At 61.0% G+C, this 17,344-nt stretch carries 17 protein-coding genes and 1 pseudogene; 16 read left to right on the top strand and 2 right to left on the bottom strand.

The window, feature by feature from the left end; genetic code table 11:
* Nucleotides 1-596: 596 nt before the first annotated feature.
* Both cueR and ABNU97_RS07450 read left to right on the top strand, forming a co-directional pair.
* The gene (gene cueR, locus ABNU97_RS07455) at nt 597-1,076 is read left to right on the top strand and encodes a Cu(I)-responsive transcriptional regulator (RefSeq protein ID WP_209064533.1); all 480 of its coding nucleotides are present in this window, start codon (nt 597-599) and stop codon (nt 1,074-1,076) included.
* A gap of 296 nt (nt 1,077-1,372) precedes the next feature.
* Nucleotides 1,373-1,564: a DUF4396 domain-containing protein gene (locus ABNU97_RS07450; RefSeq protein ID WP_348766111.1), complete on the top strand. Its 192-nt coding sequence runs from the start codon at nt 1,373-1,375 to the stop codon at nt 1,562-1,564.
* Between the two features lie 68 nt (nt 1,565-1,632).
* On the opposite strand, the gene ABNU97_RS07445 is transcribed toward ABNU97_RS07450, so the two are convergent.
* Complete coding sequence (locus ABNU97_RS07445; RefSeq protein WP_209064511.1) at nt 1,633-1,815, bottom strand: hypothetical protein; 183 nt, start codon at nt 1,813-1,815, stop codon at nt 1,633-1,635.
* A gap of 396 nt (nt 1,816-2,211) precedes the next feature.
* Here ABNU97_RS07445 and ABNU97_RS07440 point away from each other — a divergent pair, with 396 nt between their 5' ends.
* From ABNU97_RS07440 to ABNU97_RS07420, 5 genes are all read left to right on the top strand, one after another.
* Nucleotides 2,212-2,640: an antitoxin Xre/MbcA/ParS toxin-binding domain-containing protein gene (locus ABNU97_RS07440; RefSeq protein ID WP_209064509.1), complete on the top strand. Its 429-nt coding sequence runs from the start codon at nt 2,212-2,214 to the stop codon at nt 2,638-2,640.
* Nucleotides 2,637-3,119: an RES domain-containing protein gene (locus ABNU97_RS07435; RefSeq protein ID WP_209064507.1), complete on the top strand. Its 483-nt coding sequence runs from the start codon at nt 2,637-2,639 to the stop codon at nt 3,117-3,119. Before ABNU97_RS07440 ends, ABNU97_RS07435 begins: the two co-directional genes overlap by 4 nt.
* Before the next feature lie 427 nt (nt 3,120-3,546).
* Entirely contained in the window at nt 3,547-3,780 is a 234-nt protein-coding gene (locus ABNU97_RS07430; RefSeq protein WP_209064505.1) for an Arc family DNA-binding protein, read from the top strand.
* Nucleotides 3,777-4,214 carry a type II toxin-antitoxin system VapC family toxin gene (locus ABNU97_RS07425; RefSeq protein ID WP_348523046.1) on the top strand — a complete coding sequence of 146 codons (438 nt, stop codon included), beginning with the start codon at nt 3,777-3,779 and terminating at the stop codon, nt 4,212-4,214. The genes ABNU97_RS07430 and ABNU97_RS07425 overlap by 4 nt, the downstream gene beginning before the upstream one ends.
* 27 nt (nt 4,215-4,241) lie before the next feature.
* Nucleotides 4,242-4,409 carry a hypothetical protein gene (locus tag ABNU97_RS07420; RefSeq protein WP_209064503.1) on the top strand — a complete coding sequence of 56 codons (168 nt, stop codon included), beginning with the start codon at nt 4,242-4,244 and terminating at the stop codon, nt 4,407-4,409.
* Between the two features lie 149 nt (nt 4,410-4,558).
* Here the strand turns inward: ABNU97_RS07420 and ABNU97_RS07415 are convergent, their stop codons facing one another.
* The gene (locus ABNU97_RS07415) at nt 4,559-4,924 is read right to left on the bottom strand and encodes a hypothetical protein (protein WP_209064501.1); all 366 of its coding nucleotides are present in this window, start codon (nt 4,922-4,924) and stop codon (nt 4,559-4,561) included.
* 407 nt (nt 4,925-5,331) lie between these two features.
* On the opposite strand from ABNU97_RS07415, the gene ABNU97_RS07410 reads away from it, so the two are divergent.
* The 9 genes and pseudogenes from ABNU97_RS07410 to ABNU97_RS07370 all read left to right on the top strand — a co-directional run bounded on the left by ABNU97_RS07410 (nt 5,332) and on the right by ABNU97_RS07370 (nt 17,277).
* Complete coding sequence (locus ABNU97_RS07410) at nt 5,332-5,502, top strand: hypothetical protein (RefSeq protein WP_209064499.1); 171 nt, start codon at nt 5,332-5,334, stop codon at nt 5,500-5,502.
* A gap of 997 nt (nt 5,503-6,499) precedes the next feature.
* Nucleotides 6,500-7,015, top strand: coding sequence for a conjugative transfer protein MobI(A/C) (mobI, locus tag ABNU97_RS07405; RefSeq protein ID WP_209064497.1), 516 nt, complete (start codon nt 6,500-6,502; stop codon nt 7,013-7,015).
* Between the two features lie 180 nt (nt 7,016-7,195).
* A complete protein-coding gene (locus ABNU97_RS07400; RefSeq protein WP_209064496.1) occupies nt 7,196-7,609 on the top strand; it encodes a hypothetical protein in 414 nt (137 codons plus the stop codon).
* A gap of 730 nt (nt 7,610-8,339) precedes the next feature.
* On the top strand, nt 8,340-9,623 hold the full coding sequence (locus ABNU97_RS07395; protein ID WP_209064494.1) for a hypothetical protein: 1,284 nt from the start codon (nt 8,340-8,342) through the stop codon (nt 9,621-9,623).
* The gene (locus ABNU97_RS07390) at nt 9,610-10,401 is read left to right on the top strand and encodes a hypothetical protein (protein ID WP_209064492.1); all 792 of its coding nucleotides are present in this window, start codon (nt 9,610-9,612) and stop codon (nt 10,399-10,401) included. The genes ABNU97_RS07395 and ABNU97_RS07390 overlap by 14 nt, the downstream gene beginning before the upstream one ends.
* Nucleotide 10,402: 1 nt before the next feature.
* Nucleotides 10,403-14,965 carry a hypothetical protein gene (locus ABNU97_RS07385; RefSeq protein WP_209064490.1) on the top strand — a complete coding sequence of 1,521 codons (4,563 nt, stop codon included), beginning with the start codon at nt 10,403-10,405 and terminating at the stop codon, nt 14,963-14,965.
* Nucleotides 14,962-16,017, top strand: coding sequence for a Wadjet anti-phage system protein JetD domain-containing protein (locus ABNU97_RS07380; protein ID WP_209064488.1), 1,056 nt, complete (start codon nt 14,962-14,964; stop codon nt 16,015-16,017). Before ABNU97_RS07385 ends, ABNU97_RS07380 begins: the two co-directional genes overlap by 4 nt.
* Nucleotides 16,018-16,244: 227 nt before the next feature.
* Nucleotides 16,245-16,496 (top strand): annotated as a pseudogene (locus tag ABNU97_RS07375) (transposase); the annotation flags it as partial.
* 94 nt (nt 16,497-16,590) lie between these two features.
* A complete protein-coding gene (locus ABNU97_RS07370; RefSeq protein WP_209064486.1) occupies nt 16,591-17,277 on the top strand; it encodes an SOS response-associated peptidase in 687 nt (228 codons plus the stop codon).
* Nucleotides 17,278-17,344: the final 67 nt, after the last annotated feature.

Here is a 17,344-nt window from a genome sequence, read left to right as displayed (position 1 = left end):
GCCTACGTCGGTTCGCGCCGCCCATGGGGTTCGAGGAAGCCCCGGCATCGCAAAGTCCCGCCACGACCGTGGCGGCCCGGTAGCCGCGGCCGAACGAGGAGGTCGCGAGCCGGCGAGGCGGCCAGTCAACGCGTGGCGACAAACCTGGCGGTTGATGATGAAGTGCCCGTCGAAGGGCCCTACGGCACTTCGTTTCTGCGCGAAAACATGCCGGCCCGATCGTGGGAACGGCGCTTGCCCGTGGGCTGCAACAGCCCATCCACATCGACCAAGGCGTTCGCACAGCGCGCGATCTGTACTTCGACGGGCATTTTGAAGCGTTGGCCGAACGCCATGCTAACGTTGTCCGAGGCGACAGCGACTGGAGCGTGGCGCACCGGCTGGGTCACTGACGCCGTGGGCCAGGATCTGGCCGATCTCGACAGCTGGAAATCTTACGTCGCGGGCCGCCCGCCATGGTCGACGCGCCGCAGGACCTGCTAACCCAACGTGGTCTGAGGGCCGGCGGTCTGCACGCGGACGCGTTTTTCATCCCGGAAACTGGCTCGGCGGTCGAAGCCTGACCGGTCGAGCCCCCTTTGAGGCATGAGGCGATCATGAACATAGGCCAAGCCGCCGAAGCATCCGGTATCTCCGCGAAGATGATCCGCTACTACGAGCGGGTGAATCTCATCCCGCCCGTAGGCCGCACCGAATCCGGCTATCGCGTCTATACCGATGCCGACATTCACACCCTGAAGTTTATCCAGCGGGCGCGAAGCCTTGGTTTTTCCGTCAAGCAGATGCACGAGCTGGTGTCCCTCTGGCGCGACCGCAGTCGCAGCAGCGCCAACGTCAAGTCCGTGGCTCTGGCGCACGTGGCCGAACTCGAAGACAAGATCGAAGCGCTGAATTCCATGCGGGAGACGCTGCAGCATCTGGCTGAGCACTGCCGCGGCGATCACCGGCCGGATTGTCCCATCATCGAGGGCCTGTCCGAGGGAGAGCAGCCGCCCGAGCCGCCGCAAAATACGAACCGGCGGCGCATGCGTGCACCCGCGGGCGGCCGCCGATCGGGCGTTAACACAAGCCCCTGACCGCGCCGTAAATAGCCGGGCTAGATCCCTTGCTGCAACAAATGTCGCTACCGAATATGGGACCGTGAGTCACCGATGAATTCGACATCGCACCACACGCACACCGGCGGCGCTTCTTTGAACCAGACCGCACTCAGTGCAACCATATACTGCCTGAGCGGCTGCGCTATTGCTGAGGTGGTTGGCATGGTTACGGGGTTCGGTCGCAACTATCGCGATTGCGGTTGTTCTCGCGTTCTTTTTTGGCTATTTCCTGACCATGCTGCAGCTGCTGCTCCGAGCCGGGTTCACTTTCTTTGAGCGCCTCGCTCAAACTCACTCTGGCCGCCGATACCGCGTCGATCGCGATCACGGAGACAGTGGATAATCTCATGATGTTGGTCATCCCCGGCGCGATGGCGGCTGGTGTGGCCTCACTATTGTTCTGCATCAGTATTGTGCTGGCATTGCTTATCGCCGGTGCCGCAGCGTTCCCCGTTAACCGCTAGCTGATCGCCCGTGGCAAAGCGCATGCTGTGGCCAAGCGCCCCATTGATTAAAAACAGTCGCTCGGCGATCAAAACCGCTGCGAACGCTGGACGAGGCTTAGCGTATGATTTTCTCCGTTTCGTGAGTTGGCCCAGAAAGGCGGCTGACCGCATTGATTGGTCAGCCGGTCGGTTGGTGGGACGATCAGATAGAGTACGCTGGCGATCGCGATATTCAGATACAGCACGTTCGCGATCTTGACGTCACCCACGAGTGGCCGACACGAATCAGCTCGGCCGCATTAGACAGCACCTTTATATTCTTGGTCCGTGTGTCGAGCTTGCTGCCGAGGCGCGACGACGCCGCCTGATAGACCGCCCGCAGCTCCTCATCATTCTGGCGGGGCCCAAGGTCCGCCGGAGCGCCCAGGTAGTTCCGCAGATCTTAGCTCTCTTGCATGAACCCAGTTCCTTGCTCGATTGGTCGTGAACGCATCAATTCCGCTTGTTCTACCTGCCAGAGTCCAACGCTAGGGGCTGTCACGATCGATGCCCTCGTGGGGTATATACGGCGTCCGAGGGACAGGCACCGCAAGACCCCGGTAGCCATGCGCTCGTGCGAGCGATAATATAGGCTCATGTGAACGCATCGCGTTTGGAGCCTTTCTATGGAAGACATCACTGCCGTTGAACGCGTGCTCGGATTCGAACACTCCGAACGCTCATCCGTGCTGCTCATGGCTGAGCGCATCCAGCGCGGGTTCCCGGTCAACACGCTCATGCATCTGCAACGCGCGGTGGCACCCGGAGACAAGGGGTTCGTGCACCGCATTGTCGCGCGGCCCACGCTTCAGCGACGGCGCAAGATGCGGCAACCCCTCAATCCTCACGACAGCGAGAAGGCGCATCGCGTTGCGCGAGCCTGGACGGCCGCGGTTCGTGTCTACCAGGACGATGAAACCGCCCGTGCCTTTCTCGAGCGCAAACACCCCTTGTTCGACGACCAGGCGCCGATGGCAGTCGCGATGCAGAACAGCGCCGGTCTGGAAGCCGTTGAGGATCTGCTGGGACGTCTGGAGCATGGCAGCGCCTTGTGAGCGGCCAGCGACTCGATCGAACGCTGTATGCGTATCGAATCGGCGACCCGGACGGGCGCTATCCCATCTTCGACGGCACCGGTTCGACTATCGCGCCGGGGCGATGGAACACGATGACTACCCCCGTCATCTACGCCGGCGAGCACTACTCGACGTCGATGCTCGAAAAGCTCGTTCATGCGAACGGGCTCATGCCACCGAACCAGCACTACATCGAGATCACGCTGCCGGGCGGCTTGTCCTACGAGATCGTGACCAAGGATGCGCTGCCCGGTTGGGACACGGCATTGCCCACGGTCGCCCGCGAGTTCGGCCACGACTGGGTAAAGGGGCGTCGAAGCGCAATACTCATCGCGCCGTCGTTCGTGGCCCGGATCGAGTCGAACATCCTGATCAACCCGGCGCATTCCGAGTGCGCGCAGATCGAGCACACATTGCCCGCGCCGATCTGGTGGGATCGCAGGCTTTTCAGTGCTTGATCGTCATCCAGTGCAGTGGCTCAGATGGGGCCGGGCGGCGCGGAGGTCGATCGCTTGAGTGAATCGACGCGAATCACGCAAGTCATTGAGCCAACCTGCGATCTCAGGCCCGTCAGCGCAGATGAAAAAGGCCACCGCAGCGTCTACTACTCGATCGACGATGCTCAGCGGCTGCTGCCGCTGGTGCCGGCTGTCTGCTGGCGATCGTTCAGGCGACCATCGATACCCGTAACGCCACCGTGCGCTATACGGCGAAGGCGTCCGCGATCGGGTCCTCGGATTGGCTGGCCGGAAAAGAGCCCACCATCTAACAGGACAAGGCAGACCGAGGCGGTTCGGCGATTGCCGTTCCGCTTCGGCTTTCCCGTGCGCGCTAGCGATTGATGGATTATGCTGGCACTGCGAGCAATGCGCAGGAGTGCTAGCAGTGTCAGCCGTCACCATTCGCAACCTTTCCGAAGAAACCCACCGTGCGCTCAAGGTGCGGGCTGCAAAGCACGGCCGCAGCATGGAAGCTGAACTGCGCGCCATTCTCGAAAATGCCGTGCGCCCGAAGACGCGCCTCGGCACAGCGCTCGCCGAGTTCGGCCGGGAAATGGGCGGCGTGGAGTTGCCAACGAACCGCGACGATTCACCCCTCGAGCCAGCGACGTTCGAGTGATCATTCTCGATACCAACGTCGTCTCAGAACCCATGAAGCCCCAGGCGAACCCGCTGGTAAAGCAGTGGCTGGACCGCCAGGACCCCGAGACGCTCTACCTTACGGCCGTCAACCTGGCTGAACTGTTGGCGGGGGTAGAGCAGATGTCGGTAGGCCAACGCCAGAATGATCTGTGGCATGGCCTGACCCGTTTGTTACGGGCGTTGTTCGACCAGCGCATTTTGCCGTTCGACCAGCGGGAGGCCGAGGTGTTCGCTCAGATGAGCGCAACGGTCAGGGCCAGCGGCCGTGTATTGCCTATGGCTGATGGTCAGATCGCCGCGATTGCCGCGACGCACGTTTCAGCGTGGCCACGCGCGACATCGAGCCGTTCGAGGCTGCCGGGGTGCCCGTTATCAATCCGTGGGCCGAGTAGGGCGGCGTTCGGCGTATGAAGGCCATGACCGCCACGAGTGATACCCATGTGCAGCTCAGCCCCCGCTGATCCCAAACCGGCGTGCGCGGAGTGCCAAGAACCGCTGGTGCTCGAGGATGCATCGGGCGACTACTATTACTGGCGCTATCGTGAGCCTTTCTGCAAGGGCGCACGCGTGATGGCACGCAGCGAGCAACACTCCGAGGGATACTGAAGTCAGTGGCGAAACGGGCGCATCTATCGCGCCGCGATCACGGAAGCACGGCGTCGCGCTTTCGATGAAGGTGACGCCGAGCGGCAGGGCACATTCAAGCCCTCTATCGGCGAGTTGTTTTCGAGCCTATGTCGTCGACTGCCGGCAAATCACCGTACGCTGATTTCGACATTCCCAAAGCATCCGACCATCGCGGTCTGCTGAGCCCGGTTTGTATCGAACGCTACAGCGAGGAAATCGACCGTCTTGTCTGATTGGTCGTAGCGCGGCTCACCAGCGAGCTCTAGCGAAGCGACCTCGGCGCTACGGTCATGCTGCTTGAGGTGGCGCACGATATGCGATCGCAGTGCCGCCTTAGTCATGTCGCGACACTCCACATCGAATTGACCCCGCAATCCCGCATCGATATGTGCGGCCACGGGCAGGACGCAGGCTACGAGCACGAAGAAGCCGAGTACAGCCAGGATAAAGGCGAGTACGGTCGTTACCAGGGCGTTGGAGACCCGGCGAAGCATAGAAGAACTGTGGCGGTCGGCTACACGGTCGGGGCAACTCGGTGGGTCGGTCGGGGTAAATAGTTGTAGTGCGCTCAGCAACCGGTACGCGGTTTAAAAAGGACCCAGCCTCACTATGACCCTTCTACAAAATTTCCAGTTTGTCAGACTCAGCCGTAAGCGATCCAAGAGCCATTCGTTGAACCGTTGCTAGAAACGTGGGGGGATGACGCCGAAAAGGCGATTCTGCATCTGCGTATTTCTGGGCTTCCAGCGCCCTAACAGCCTGCGCTGACGGTACCCAAGGCATAAAGAGCCATATAGTTGACCGAGGGCGGTAGTAATACTCGATGAGGAAGGGGCAGGCCCCGTCTATCGCTCGCGGGTTTGCTACTCTTAACTATCGAAGTACGTCGCGGAGACCTGCTATGGCGACCTATGTGATCCTGGCGATCCAGCTCCTTGCCGTTCTTCTGGGCCTTGGAGTTCTGTATATCTCAGTGATTTCCAAGCGCGAGGAACAGCAGGAACGTTTGCGCAAAGATCAGTCTTCGAAGCATTCACACTTCGTCGATTGTAAGTCCCGACCTGGACGCTAGCAGAAGATCGATCCGGCGCACTGGTGTGTCTCGGGTTTTTCGGGCCAGCAAACTTAGTAGCGGCGCGTCCAATCCCTGATAGCGTTACTTTTATCTCGCGCGCAGTCCTTACAGCGCCTCGGCACGCATCAGTCGCAAACGTTTCGAGTCCACCGATTAGTAAGTGACTACTCTTCTAACCCTCGCCATAGCTCGTGGGCTGTTCCTCATATCGAATGAGCGCCGGTAGTGCCCGACTGGGCCCCGGCAGGGGCCCAGTCGGGGCCCTAAGACGGCCGATTCGAACCACGCTAAACGCAAAAGGCCCCAATCGGGCCCCGGCCGGGGCCCGATTGGGGCCCTCGTGGGTTCACGCGTCTAGTTCTGTGCCGAAGCAAGATACGTTTTGGGCAGGCCGTTGCCGGATTTACGCGTTCGCGTCTTAACCTCGAACGCTTGTCGAACGGCGTAACGGGTCTGCCTCTGTAACCAGCCCGTTCCAACGAACTTATAAGTACGCGCTTAAGAGCGCCCGTTACGTAAGGGGGGCTACATCCCCAGCGCCCTCTATTTCGCACTCGCGCATACGCGAGGTCTGCGAACCGTTACACCCAATGTACATAGCGGTATTCGCTGCGCGAGCGGAACGTTGCCGCCTTGAAAAGTCGAAAAGTTACGAAAATCGGAACTTTGCGCCCTCGCAACTATTTGCCCGGACGGCAAGATATCTGAAATGGCTAATCCATTATGAAGGAGGTCAAAGAAAGCAATAACCCCTTATTCGTAAATGGTTAACTGAACCTCTCACCCTTTACGTAATTGGGTGCCATTTCAATAGGCAGTAAAAACGGAGTCAGAACCGGAGTCTGGCAGGCACCCGAAATATCTCCTTCATAAAGGGGTTCTTACTCCAAACACCCTTTACTTCCGCGCGCGCGTGCGCAGGAAGGATATCTGGCCCAACGCCCCACTTGATAGTGAAGTGGGCAGGGCACCGCTACACGATCGAGGCGATATAGTGAACGACACAGAAGACAAGCTAGGACAGGGGCTCGACCAAGCCTACGAAGGGGCGCTCGCAGGCGCTCAGTTTCTCTACGAGCGCGCATTCGCGGCGGCCGAAGCGTTCTGGGAGGCACATCACCGGAACCATAAACTACGGCCGAAACACGAATGGGGCTTTATCGGCGTGAGAGTGCGCCTACGCAACGGCTCAGTACAGATCGAATGGTTTCGCGCGAAGTATTGGCAACCGCGCTACCGTTCTGGCAACCACACTAGGCGACAGCCCGCCTTGCAATACCTGCCGCGGGGCAAGTCCATGCGTTACTCTGCCGCTGCGTTTCGCCGTGTTCGAGCCAAAGAGTGGGAAATCGACTTGGCGATGCTATTCGAAAATGAGTTCGAGGCGATTCGTCGACAGAGCCAAATGCTCGGTAAGGTACGTCGGTACATTATTGAGACGCGAAAGGCAGCCGCTGCCGAGCGCGCGTTGCCAGCAAGCGACGATGCGCTATCCCCTATTTGCGATTGAGATCGCGTAAGCGCATATCCGTATGGGTGCGATGGCTCTGGCAAGCTAACCATCGCACTGTTGTCACGGCCAAGCGGATCGATCGCATGATCGAGCAGGCCAAAGCGCCCGCATGACGGCTCGCAGCCAGCACCCGGTCTGGCTCACAATACGCATCGATTCTTCTTGTACGCCGTCCTCATGAACCACGACACGCCCATGGCCGAGGTCATCGCCGGCATGGCCCGGGCCGAACACGCCGCCTGCTACGAGTTCGTGCGCCGCCAGACGCGCGAGGATCAGCAGACCCTCGAGACCGGTGCAACAATGCTGCGCGATATCGCCACAGATCTGCGCGCCCGCGATGTCGCGGCCCTGATGTCGTGGAAATCACCCGAGGCTTACGAGCCCGTGCCCGAGGCACTGCTCAAGCAGGCCCTCAAGAACGCGGCCGGCAACGACCCGGCGCGTGTTCGCGCCGCGCTCGAGCCCATGGCCTTCGCTGATCTGTGCGCCATGGCCACCGCGGCGGACTATCTGCGCCAGGCCGCCCAGCATCTGCGCCTCTACGGCGGTCACGGCAACGCCGCGAAGCCCCAACGCGAGCTGATCTGAGAAAATTCTTAGGCATTTTTGATCAAAAATGCGACCGCCTGAAACGCCCGCCATATAAGGCTTTGCGCCGATCGCGCGCGCGAGTTCCACGCGGGAATTTCGACCACGGATAGCCGATGAAACTCTTCGATCTGCGCACTGCGATCGCGTTCTATCGCGGCAAGATTCGCGCCTAGGTCAATCGCGATCCGATCTACGCCGACGAATACATCATCGTGGTCCGTTTCGGCAGCGAAGAATGGGCGGTTGTGGAAACGGGCGCCGGCGCCTACCGGCCTTCAAGACGATCGATGCCGTCATCCGCGTCGTTCACCAGCTCGGCCTGTCCCATGCCGAGGTCGAGACACGCCCACGATAGAGCGTCTGCCGTTCGGGCCGAACAGGGCGCAGTCAACTCACGCATCGGCTGTGTCGGTAACTGTGCACTTAGTTCTGAGGTTGGATTCTGGGGCCGCGAAGAGTCGCCGTAGCTAACCTGTCGTTTCCGTGGTACCCCGTGGGATGTAAAAGGGGGGGCAATAACCAGTTCCTCAATGATCGATATGGGTCGTTAAATGACCCACCGCTTCGGTATGCTTGCGTGAAAGAAAAAAACTAAAGAACAGTGGACTTGCGACCTCTTCTCCGGTCAGTGTTGCGTTTAGTAGACCTACATGACTTAGCACGCCATCCGGGCGTAGGCACCTACCGTGTTACGGAGGACCGGCCAGGCTGGGGTGAAGGTATTTGGTTGGACGTTGGTGCCCGTCTTCTCGGCTATCTCCACTCCCAGGAAACCATATTTAGCCATGACTACGTGGCGCTCGGACCCTGCTTCGAAGAAATCCAAGGGCACTACCCGGAGCTTTCGAACGAGGATCTCGAGCACGTCGTCATCCTCCTCGCTACGCCGAGCCAGTCATGGATGCGGGTGCCCGAAGCGCCCGAGCAGATCGACGCGACGAGAGAAGCCGCTGCGCTGCTGGAACGCCCGGCCTATGAAAGTGCAGATCGGGCTCGCTTGACCCGAACCGGCCGCCAGGCCATCCGTTTGGCCTCATCGGCCAGCAGCTTCCTGTTGACTCGCTTTCGGGCGTTGGAAATTGCCGGCGCGCTGCGGGACGGGCTTTTCGTCGAGGCCCAGGATGCGCTCAAGACGGTATTGCAGAAAATCGCTGAGCTCGCAGAGGACATCCGTAACACACGTGAGCAGCCTGGCCGGGGCGATCGCGTCGAGATGTTCCGTAGCCAGTCCGAGGCCTACAACAACGCGCTGAGCGAGACCAACGCGGCAGTTGTCGATGCCCAAGAGCTGCTGGGAACGTCAGAGATCACCGAAGCGATGGATCGTCATGCCGGGCAGCACGGCGGCGCCGATGCCGAGCAATTCAGCCTCGAACTCTACAACGCGCTGCGGCTGCTGGAGCGGCTCGGCCGCATGTATGCCGACTTTATCCATCACATCACCAGCGCTGGGGAAAAGCCGGTCGGAGTGCGTGACCTGCCGGGGCTTGCGGCGTACCTGGCGCTGTGTCCTCCCGACGAAGCCTTGGTTGCCGCTTGCCATGCACAGTCCGGCCCTCTGGCGGTCTGTTGGCCCCATGCGGCGCTCGCCGACTTTGACGGCATCCTGCCGGCGATTTCCACCGAAACCGAGGTAGCGGTCGCGCCGGTGGCGCGACCCGAGGAAGGCGATGACCGGATAACGCCGATGGACCTGTTTCTGGAGGCTCATCGAGAACACATTCGCCAGCTCCTGTTCGAGCGGCCGATTCGGCTGTCCGAGGCGCGCACACAGGGGTGGCTGTCCGCACACGGTCAATCGATGGTGGACCAGCTCGTGGGCGTTTTCACCGCACCGCGGCGGCTGGTCGAGGACGAGGCCATTGAAATGCGCCTGGTGGCTGATGCGATGCGAATCCCGATCGATGGCCACCGTGCGCTAACCGGGGATGACTTGGAGTTACGGCTACGCGGTGAGGATCACGCCGCCGCTGGCCCACCGCCTGACGGAGACAACTATGCAGTGGTCTGAGGTTGGAGAGGTGCACGCTTATTTGCTGCGCCACCGCTATGTGGAGACCAAGCCCCGTCGGCGCCGCCACACCGGTGAGGATCACATCGCTAGCCTGCTGGCCGCAGCCGAGGACACCGATGTGATGCAGCAGTTTCGGGAGCTGCTCGCCGGTCAGGGGTTGGAGTTGCTGCGCTACGAAGGCGGCGAGATGCCGGGCATCGAGGTGGATAGTCAGCTGTGGATGCTGGCCCGCCAGGCCGACGCCCAACCACCCCAGTATTTCTCGCGTGATCGTGTACTCGAACGCATGCAGATCAAGCAGGGGGACACGCGCGCCAGCGCCGGCGTCTGGTTTCTGCACACTTGGCTGATGTACTTGGCGGTGACTTATACCTACATCAACCGCGGAATGACTGCTGCCAGCCGCTATCAAGACGCCAGATTTCCCGCTTCGCGCCTGGAGACTGCCCTGCGCGAGCACTGCGATGGGCTCCGTGGCTCTGCTGGCGAGACCGACGATGCCACGCAGGTACTCACCATCCTAACCAGTGCCGACGGAATGGACTTCAAGCGGCGCGTGGCTGCCTTCTGCGAGGTCATGGTCGAGGCCGGCTTGCTGACGATTGTGCCCAGCACGGCAGAAGAACCGGTGTACCAACAGACACTGCTGGGCGCCGTCGAAATCCAACGCAACTACGACCGTGGTCTGGCTCTGCTCGATCCCGGCGAGGACGCCCTGGCGCAGATCACCAATCTGGCCACCCGTCGCGGCAACGGCGAAGACGAGGACGATTAGCATGTTCGGAATTAACCGCTTCGAGGCGACCAACTACGTTAACGGCCGCGGCGACGATCCCAAGTTGCCGTGGATGCCCCGTTTCTGCGGCACCATCCTGCCGTTCTACGGCCTGTCCACCGCGCTTCGCCTGGATAACGGCGGCGGCAAAACTTCGTTGGCCAATGCCATCGTAGGGCTGATCTCGCGGGACCGGGCCCTCATGAGCCGCGTATATGCCTGCCTGCCTCCGCATACCGATAAAAGCGGCCATTGGGGGCATGTCCGAATTGAGCTAATTGATCTGACCGAAGACGCGCTGCAAGCGCGCCCGACCGGCCAGTCGACCTTTACTGCAGAGACGTGGGTGTTTGGACTTTGCGGGTTCCGGGGCCGAGGCCGAGACCGTAATTACTACTTCTATCGGGGCACCTTCGAGGACGCACCGACCATCGGCACGCTCGACGGTGTAACGGGCCTACTGCCCAACGGGGTGTTCCAGAAAAGCGTCCGGGGGGGCGATCGCGCCAGCTGGGGTGTGACTGAGTCGGACTGGCGCCGGCAGATGGATCTATTTATCGCCAGCGGCAATGCCAAGAAACTGGCTGAATACCAGAAGGCCGGCAGCGGTGATCAGGCCGCCCAGTTCTTCGACCTCAAGAAGCGCGATGCTGAGCGTTTCGACCAGACTTTCTTTTACGACGTGCTGGCCCCGGAGATCATGTCGGGAATCATGGGGGACGTGGCCGAAAAGGACGAGCACTACCTTGAGGACACGATCTTTAAGAGCCTGTATCGCTCGATTCAAAACGAGCGCGATATTGAGACGGCGAAAAAAGAATTCGACCGCTGCAAGAGGGTGCAGGAAAGCACCCATGCCGCGGATGCCGCCGCCGGTGAGGCCGAGGCGGCACAGAAGCGCTACGACGGCCAGTACCAGTCGATCGCCCTGACACTGGCCGCACTGCGTGAGCAGATCAGCAACGACCCGCTGCCAGGGCTGCCCACGGTGAGCTTTCCTGACGATGATCTGACTGGCCAGCTTGCCCGTCACACCGTGATTGGGGCGGGGAAAGGGGTGCTGGTGAGAGACGTGGGGTTGGCTGCGGCATCTGGGCTAAAGGTCAGGCGACTCAATGAGATCGCCAGTCGCAACCAGTTGAAAGGCACACGAATTACGCAAGTCATTGAGCCAACTTGCGATCTCAGGCCCGTCAGCGCAGATGACAAGGGCCACCGCAGCGTCTACTACTCGATCGACGACGCTCAGCGGCTCCTGCCGCTGGTGCCGAATCTGCGCCCGCACGTGCGTAATGACCTGAGCGAAGCCCTAGAAATCGCCTACGAGTGGATGACGCGGGCTACTTCCACTAACCCCGTGCGTGTGGAGCTCGACGAGATTGAGGAGACGATGAACGCCGCCGACGATCAGGTTCGGCGCCTTGGCGATGAAATAACCAGGCTGAGTGAGCGCATCAGCGAACTTGATAATGAGCACACGGAATTCGAGGAAGGCCGTCAGGCCTACCTGGATGTGCGTTCGAGCCCGTTCTTTGAGCCCGAGGAAGCCGAGCACGCCGATAAGTTGGTGTATCTCGTGGACGAGGAGCGTCAAGAAGCCCAGAAAGAAATGAACGCCTTCACCGCGCGCTCGGCACGCCTCGAGCCCCTGCTGCCGGATTGGGCCCAGTTCGTTGCTGAGTTTGGGTCTGAGGCTGACCCCGCGCTCGTGCATCAACAGCTTCAGGCCGAGCATGATTCGGCCGAGGAGCGATACCGAACGGCCAGGCGCCAGACCCAAGAAGCGCGAGACGGGTTGGACACCACCAAACAAGCGCGTGACGCGACCAAACGGGAGCAGGATGAAGCCGAGGCTCGGCACGAGCACCTGGTCGAGCAGCAGGCGGTGCATCAACGATTTGCCGAAGCCTTCCCTGAGACCCGGGCTTCCGGATTCGAGGAAGATCAGCGAAAAACACTGCAAGCCTGTTCCGACAAGCGCGCCGACCTCAAGCGCGAAATCGAACGCCTCCAGGACCTGGAGCACGCTCTGCTGGCTTTCCGGACTCAGCAGGGGCAGGACGCCGACCCGGCTGCCTGGTTGCAGCAAGCGGATGCTAGGCGTGAACAGGCCGGCATTGAGCGGCATGAGAAAAAGGCTGAGGGTAAGGAGTTAAAAGCTCAACTGGAGGCGCTGGAGGCCGATGAGCTGGCAGCCCCCGATGCCCGTTACCGGGCGGCCTTGCAGCATCTGTCGGAGACCGATATTCCGGCCGAACCGCTGCATGAGTTCATCGATGGCCTCTCCCTACCGGGGCCGCGTCGCGCTGAAGTGCTGACCCATTTCTCAGCGCTGCTGTTCGCGCCGGTGGGCTCGGATGCGGCGGGTGCGGAGCGCGCGGCTGCCTCGCTGGAAGCCGCAGAGATGCGCTTGCCCTGTTTCGTGGGCCGTGAGTTGGTGCAATACGCCCGCGAGGGTCGGCTCGATGTTCAGGATAACCGGGCCACCGGGCTGCTGGCCGGCCTACGCACGCTGGATGTGGAGTGTCTGCTGGATCCAGCCAAGATCGAAGAGCGCAAAGAGGACCTGAGAGCGCAGATTGCCGCCGCCGATCAAGCCATCGAGCGGCTCGAAGCGGAACGTCGACGGCTGGCGCCCGAGGGGAAGGCCGTGAGTAATGCCCGCGAAGCGCGCGACGCGCTGACAGCCAACGTGGAGACGCGTCTGCCCGAAGCGCGTACCGAGCACGGAGACAACGAGGCGACAGCAATCGCGATCAACGAACGGCTCACGGGCAACAGCTTGGCAATGATCCGTGGCGCCGCGGCCTTCGAGCAAGCCGGCGGGAATCAAGCGGTGGTTGATGCAAAGTTGGCGGTGGAGCGGGCCGCAAATGCCACCCGGCGTGCAAGGGAGCGCGTAGAAACCGCCGAGGGCCGCCTAAACATGGCCGAGACGTCCCAGTTGGAGGCTGATGAGGCGCGGGGCCAGGCCTACCCGCCTGAGCAACGCCGGCGCGTGGATCAGGCGCAGACGTTCGTGAAGCTGAAGGGCCCGGCCTGGCAGGTCACCCGCGAAGAACAGGGCCAGCGAATCGAGGCAACGTTGGATCGGGCGCAGAACCGGGTAAGTTTCCAGCAGACCCTCAAGCGCGCCGCCAAGTACGTAGACATTAGGCAACGACGGGCCGATGGCCAGACGCCGGAACAAGAAAGGGCGGATGCTCAGAGGGCGCGAGAACAGAAAACCCGCCTTCTCCGGGAGGCACAACAGCAACTCGAGCAGGCGCGCGGGGATCGCCCGCGCTACGTGAAGGCGCGGGACGCCGTGGACCACGCGCTGGCCGAACTGCTGCAACAGGACCGCCTGACCCGCTCGTTCAGCGCGGAGCTCAAGCCCGGGGCGATCGACGGGGGCCAGCTCGCCGAGCACGAGATCTGCATCGCGTCCGGCAACCTGCGACACGCGCTGCGCGTCATGGACCTCCACGACATCGAGGAGACCGCCGGCGAACTGGCCGTGAAGCTGAGAGAGCTCGACCTGGAGCACAAGCGACGCAGCCTGCGCGACCACCGTGCCGACCGTAACCGCCAGGTTGGCCGCATGCTGGAACTGATCAATAGCCTGAGAGCCGAAGATAGTGATCTGGGACCCTCGGAGCGCGAGCATTTGCGGCCTGTCGAAGGGCTCGACCAAGCCGATCGTGTTCACCGGTTGGCTGAGAGCTACCTCGGGCTGCGTGAGGCAGCGAAGGAGAAGCTGGAGGCGGTGAGCACCGCGGCCCAGGTCAGCATGGACGAGGCGATCAATCGCATGGGCAACCTGATCACCAGCGCGGGCCAACACCTCAGAATCCTCCAGCGCGTGGCCAAGGATACGCAGGACCCGGATGCTTTGCGGTTCGAGATCAAGGCCACGGCCCTTGATCGGGAGTCGGCTCAGGAGTTGGTGCGTGACATTCGGACCACTATTCACGGGCAGGTGTCGGTGTTGCAGGACGACATGAACCAGGCGCGACATCACTCCAGCGAGGATCAGCGGGCCGAGGATCAGATTCGCGCTCGTATCCGCGAGATGTGCTACCGGCGGCTGTTCAAGGATCCCAGCATCCGGTTCTCATCACCGGAGATCCGGGGCGATGGCAAGTTTCACGAGCTGACCCAGCATCTGAGCACCGGACAGAAGACTGCCATGACGCTGGCCTGGCTCATTCGCTTGACCGAGTTCTCTACCGAGAGGGATTCTCGCCGGCTGCCGACCGCCGCAGCTCGGCGGAAGGCGCGCGAAAATCAGCAAACCATCATGCTGATCGACGGCCTGTTCTCGGACCTGTCGAAGAAGAAGCTGATCGACGCCGGCATGGCTGAGATCCAGAACACTCGCGGCCGCCTTCAGGTGATCGGCTTCATTCACCCGCCGGAATACGTCAACAATTTTGACTACTTTCCGGTATTTCTGTTCGGCACTTCCCACTCCAGCACCGAGGGCGGCTGGACCAACATCGAGGAACAGCAGCTCCACGAAGGCGTGGTCATCGGCAAGCTGCGGCTGGAACAGACGCCCGGGCCGGGAGACGTACATTGAGCACCACGAAGGTCCGCGAGGCGCTGCGTAAGCTGCAACCGGCATCGGGGACCATGCGGCCAACCCCGCTGGTGGCCCGAGTGGCTCGGGTCAGTAAGTTGACCGAGCCTGAGGTGCGGGCTGGCCTGTTGGAGCTTAAAGAGCTTAATGAGCTGCACGGCTCGTTTAACTCTCAAGGCCAGCCCCTGACGCTCATCGAGCTTCGCCTCCAGGCGAAAACTGTGACGGCCGACGAAAGGGCATGGCAGGCCGCTATGGCCGACGAGAGCCTATCGGACATAGATCAGGAAGCGCTGGCGCCGTTGTACTCTAAGCTGGCCGATTGGTCGCCGCAGGACATGGGCCGGTTGATTAACGGGCTCCAGCGGTTGCGGGCTGAGCAGGACAGTCTGGAGGGCGTACCCCGCTTCGTAATCAGCGCCCGCTACCTACTCGGATCCTCGAAGCTCCTGGACACACTACCCAGCCTCGCTCTGCGCCGCTTCGGGCTGGCCGGTCATCTGTCCACCGGGCGTACCTGGCATCTCATGATGGCCGGCCCCCCGAAGCCTAAAACCGTGGTGCTGGTGGAGAACCCGGTGGCTTTCGAAGCGGCAGTTGCCGCGACCGCTGATCTGCCACTGGCCTGGATGGTGACTTACGGTTACGGCCTGTCGATGGCTGGCGAGGACTACGGCCGGGGACTGGCAGGTGCGGTGGAGGCCCGGGACTACGCTCGCCTGGTGCGCGCCGGGCAGCCGCCTACACCGGCAGCGGCGTTTGCATGCGAACGCCTGACCTTCTGGGGCGACCTCGACCCCGAAGGCTTTCGTATTTTTCAAAGGCTACAGCATCGTTTGCCCCATCTTCGGCTTTCAGCGCTGTACCAGCCGATGTTGGATCTGCTTGAGGCTACGGGTGGGCACCCGCTAGCTAAGGCAACCGGCAAGCAAGGTCAAAATCTTCACGATGAACATCCACTCGCCGTGCGATGTGGAGAGCGCGGAATTGATCAAGAGAGCATTTGCACTCCTGCGATCCTGCGGGAATTCGCATGTGAGGCTATAGCGTGACCGACTATCTTTCGTATTAATTAGCGCTTGGTTCTAGTCCAAGGATTTAACCCGCCGCAGAAGCGGCCACTTAAACTCTGGAACTTTGGATCAATATGCCACTAAAACAGGGGGATGATCGACGCCTAAAGTCTTTCGTAAGATGTGCTTGGCTCACTGCGACCAGTGGACTTGCCCGGGTCCATTAGACACTTCTGGCCTATGATTTGAGCATAGGAGGAAGTGTAATGAGCAATCAAAGATATACCCCGGAATTCAAGGATGAAGCGGTTCGGCAAGTACTGGATCGCGGTTATCCGGTAGCTGATGTCGCCGAGCGCCTCGGCGTGTCGGCTCACAGCCTGTACAAATGGGTGAAGGCGGTTAAGCCGGATAACACCGAGCAGCAGGCCAACGAGCTGGTCGAGGCGAAAAGCGAGATCCTCAAGCTGCGCGCACGGCTGCGCCGCACCGAAGAGGAGCGCGATATCCTAAAAAAGGCTGCGCGGCAAGGTAGCGCGCGTTCTTCAGTGCACCCAGCGCATATGCCGGTAGCTTGGTTTTGATAAGAGATGTCCGACATCGCGCGAATTTATGTGTGGAAGATACGGTAGGCACAGCCCCGCCGAGCAATTTGCGCGCATCGTCAGCGGCAAGATCTCGGCCCGGCTTTCGGATAACGTCAGTTATAACCGACCGCCAGGGACGTTTCAGTTAATTACTCTGGTTGATCCCGAGACTGGAGTGATCAATCTAGGCCCCGCATGGTGGGGATTCATTCCCGGCTGGGCGGGCGACACGAAGCTCGCACCGATCAACGCGCGATCTGAAACAGCCTCTGAGAAAAAGCTCTTCGCCAAGTCCTTCGAGCACCAGCGGTGCGTTGTGGCCGCTGACTATTGGATTGAGTGGAAACGCGGCGGCGAACAAAAGCAGCCATATGCGATCCGACCCGCCGATGCCCAACCGTTTTTCTTCGCCGGCATCTGGTCGAAGGCCTCTCGCTTGCCGGCAGATCATTCAGCTTCGGGCGAGGTGACGTTCGCGATCCTCACAGGAGAGCCGAGCGAAGACATCGCGCATATCCATAACCGGCAGCCACAGGCGCTTACCGGCGCTGGTGCGCGCTCGTGGATCGATCCAGATATAGACGTGGACCAGGGGTACGAGATTCTCCGGGAACAGCGGTACTCGAGCTACGAATATTGGCCGATCGGCCAGCGCGTTGGCAGCCCCAAGAACGATGATCCGTCGATCCTCGACAAGGTAAATATCGGCTGACAAACTACCGAAACCGCTCTGTAACTATCTGATTAGATAGGGCGCGTATGTCCGAATTGTCCGCCAT

The organism is uncultured Salinisphaera sp., assembly GCF_964012375.1.
Classification (GTDB): Bacteria; Pseudomonadota; Gammaproteobacteria; order Nevskiales; family Salinisphaeraceae; genus Salinisphaera.
Note: the sequence above shows the minus strand (reverse complement) of the source record. Positions and strands in the feature narration are given on the sequence as shown.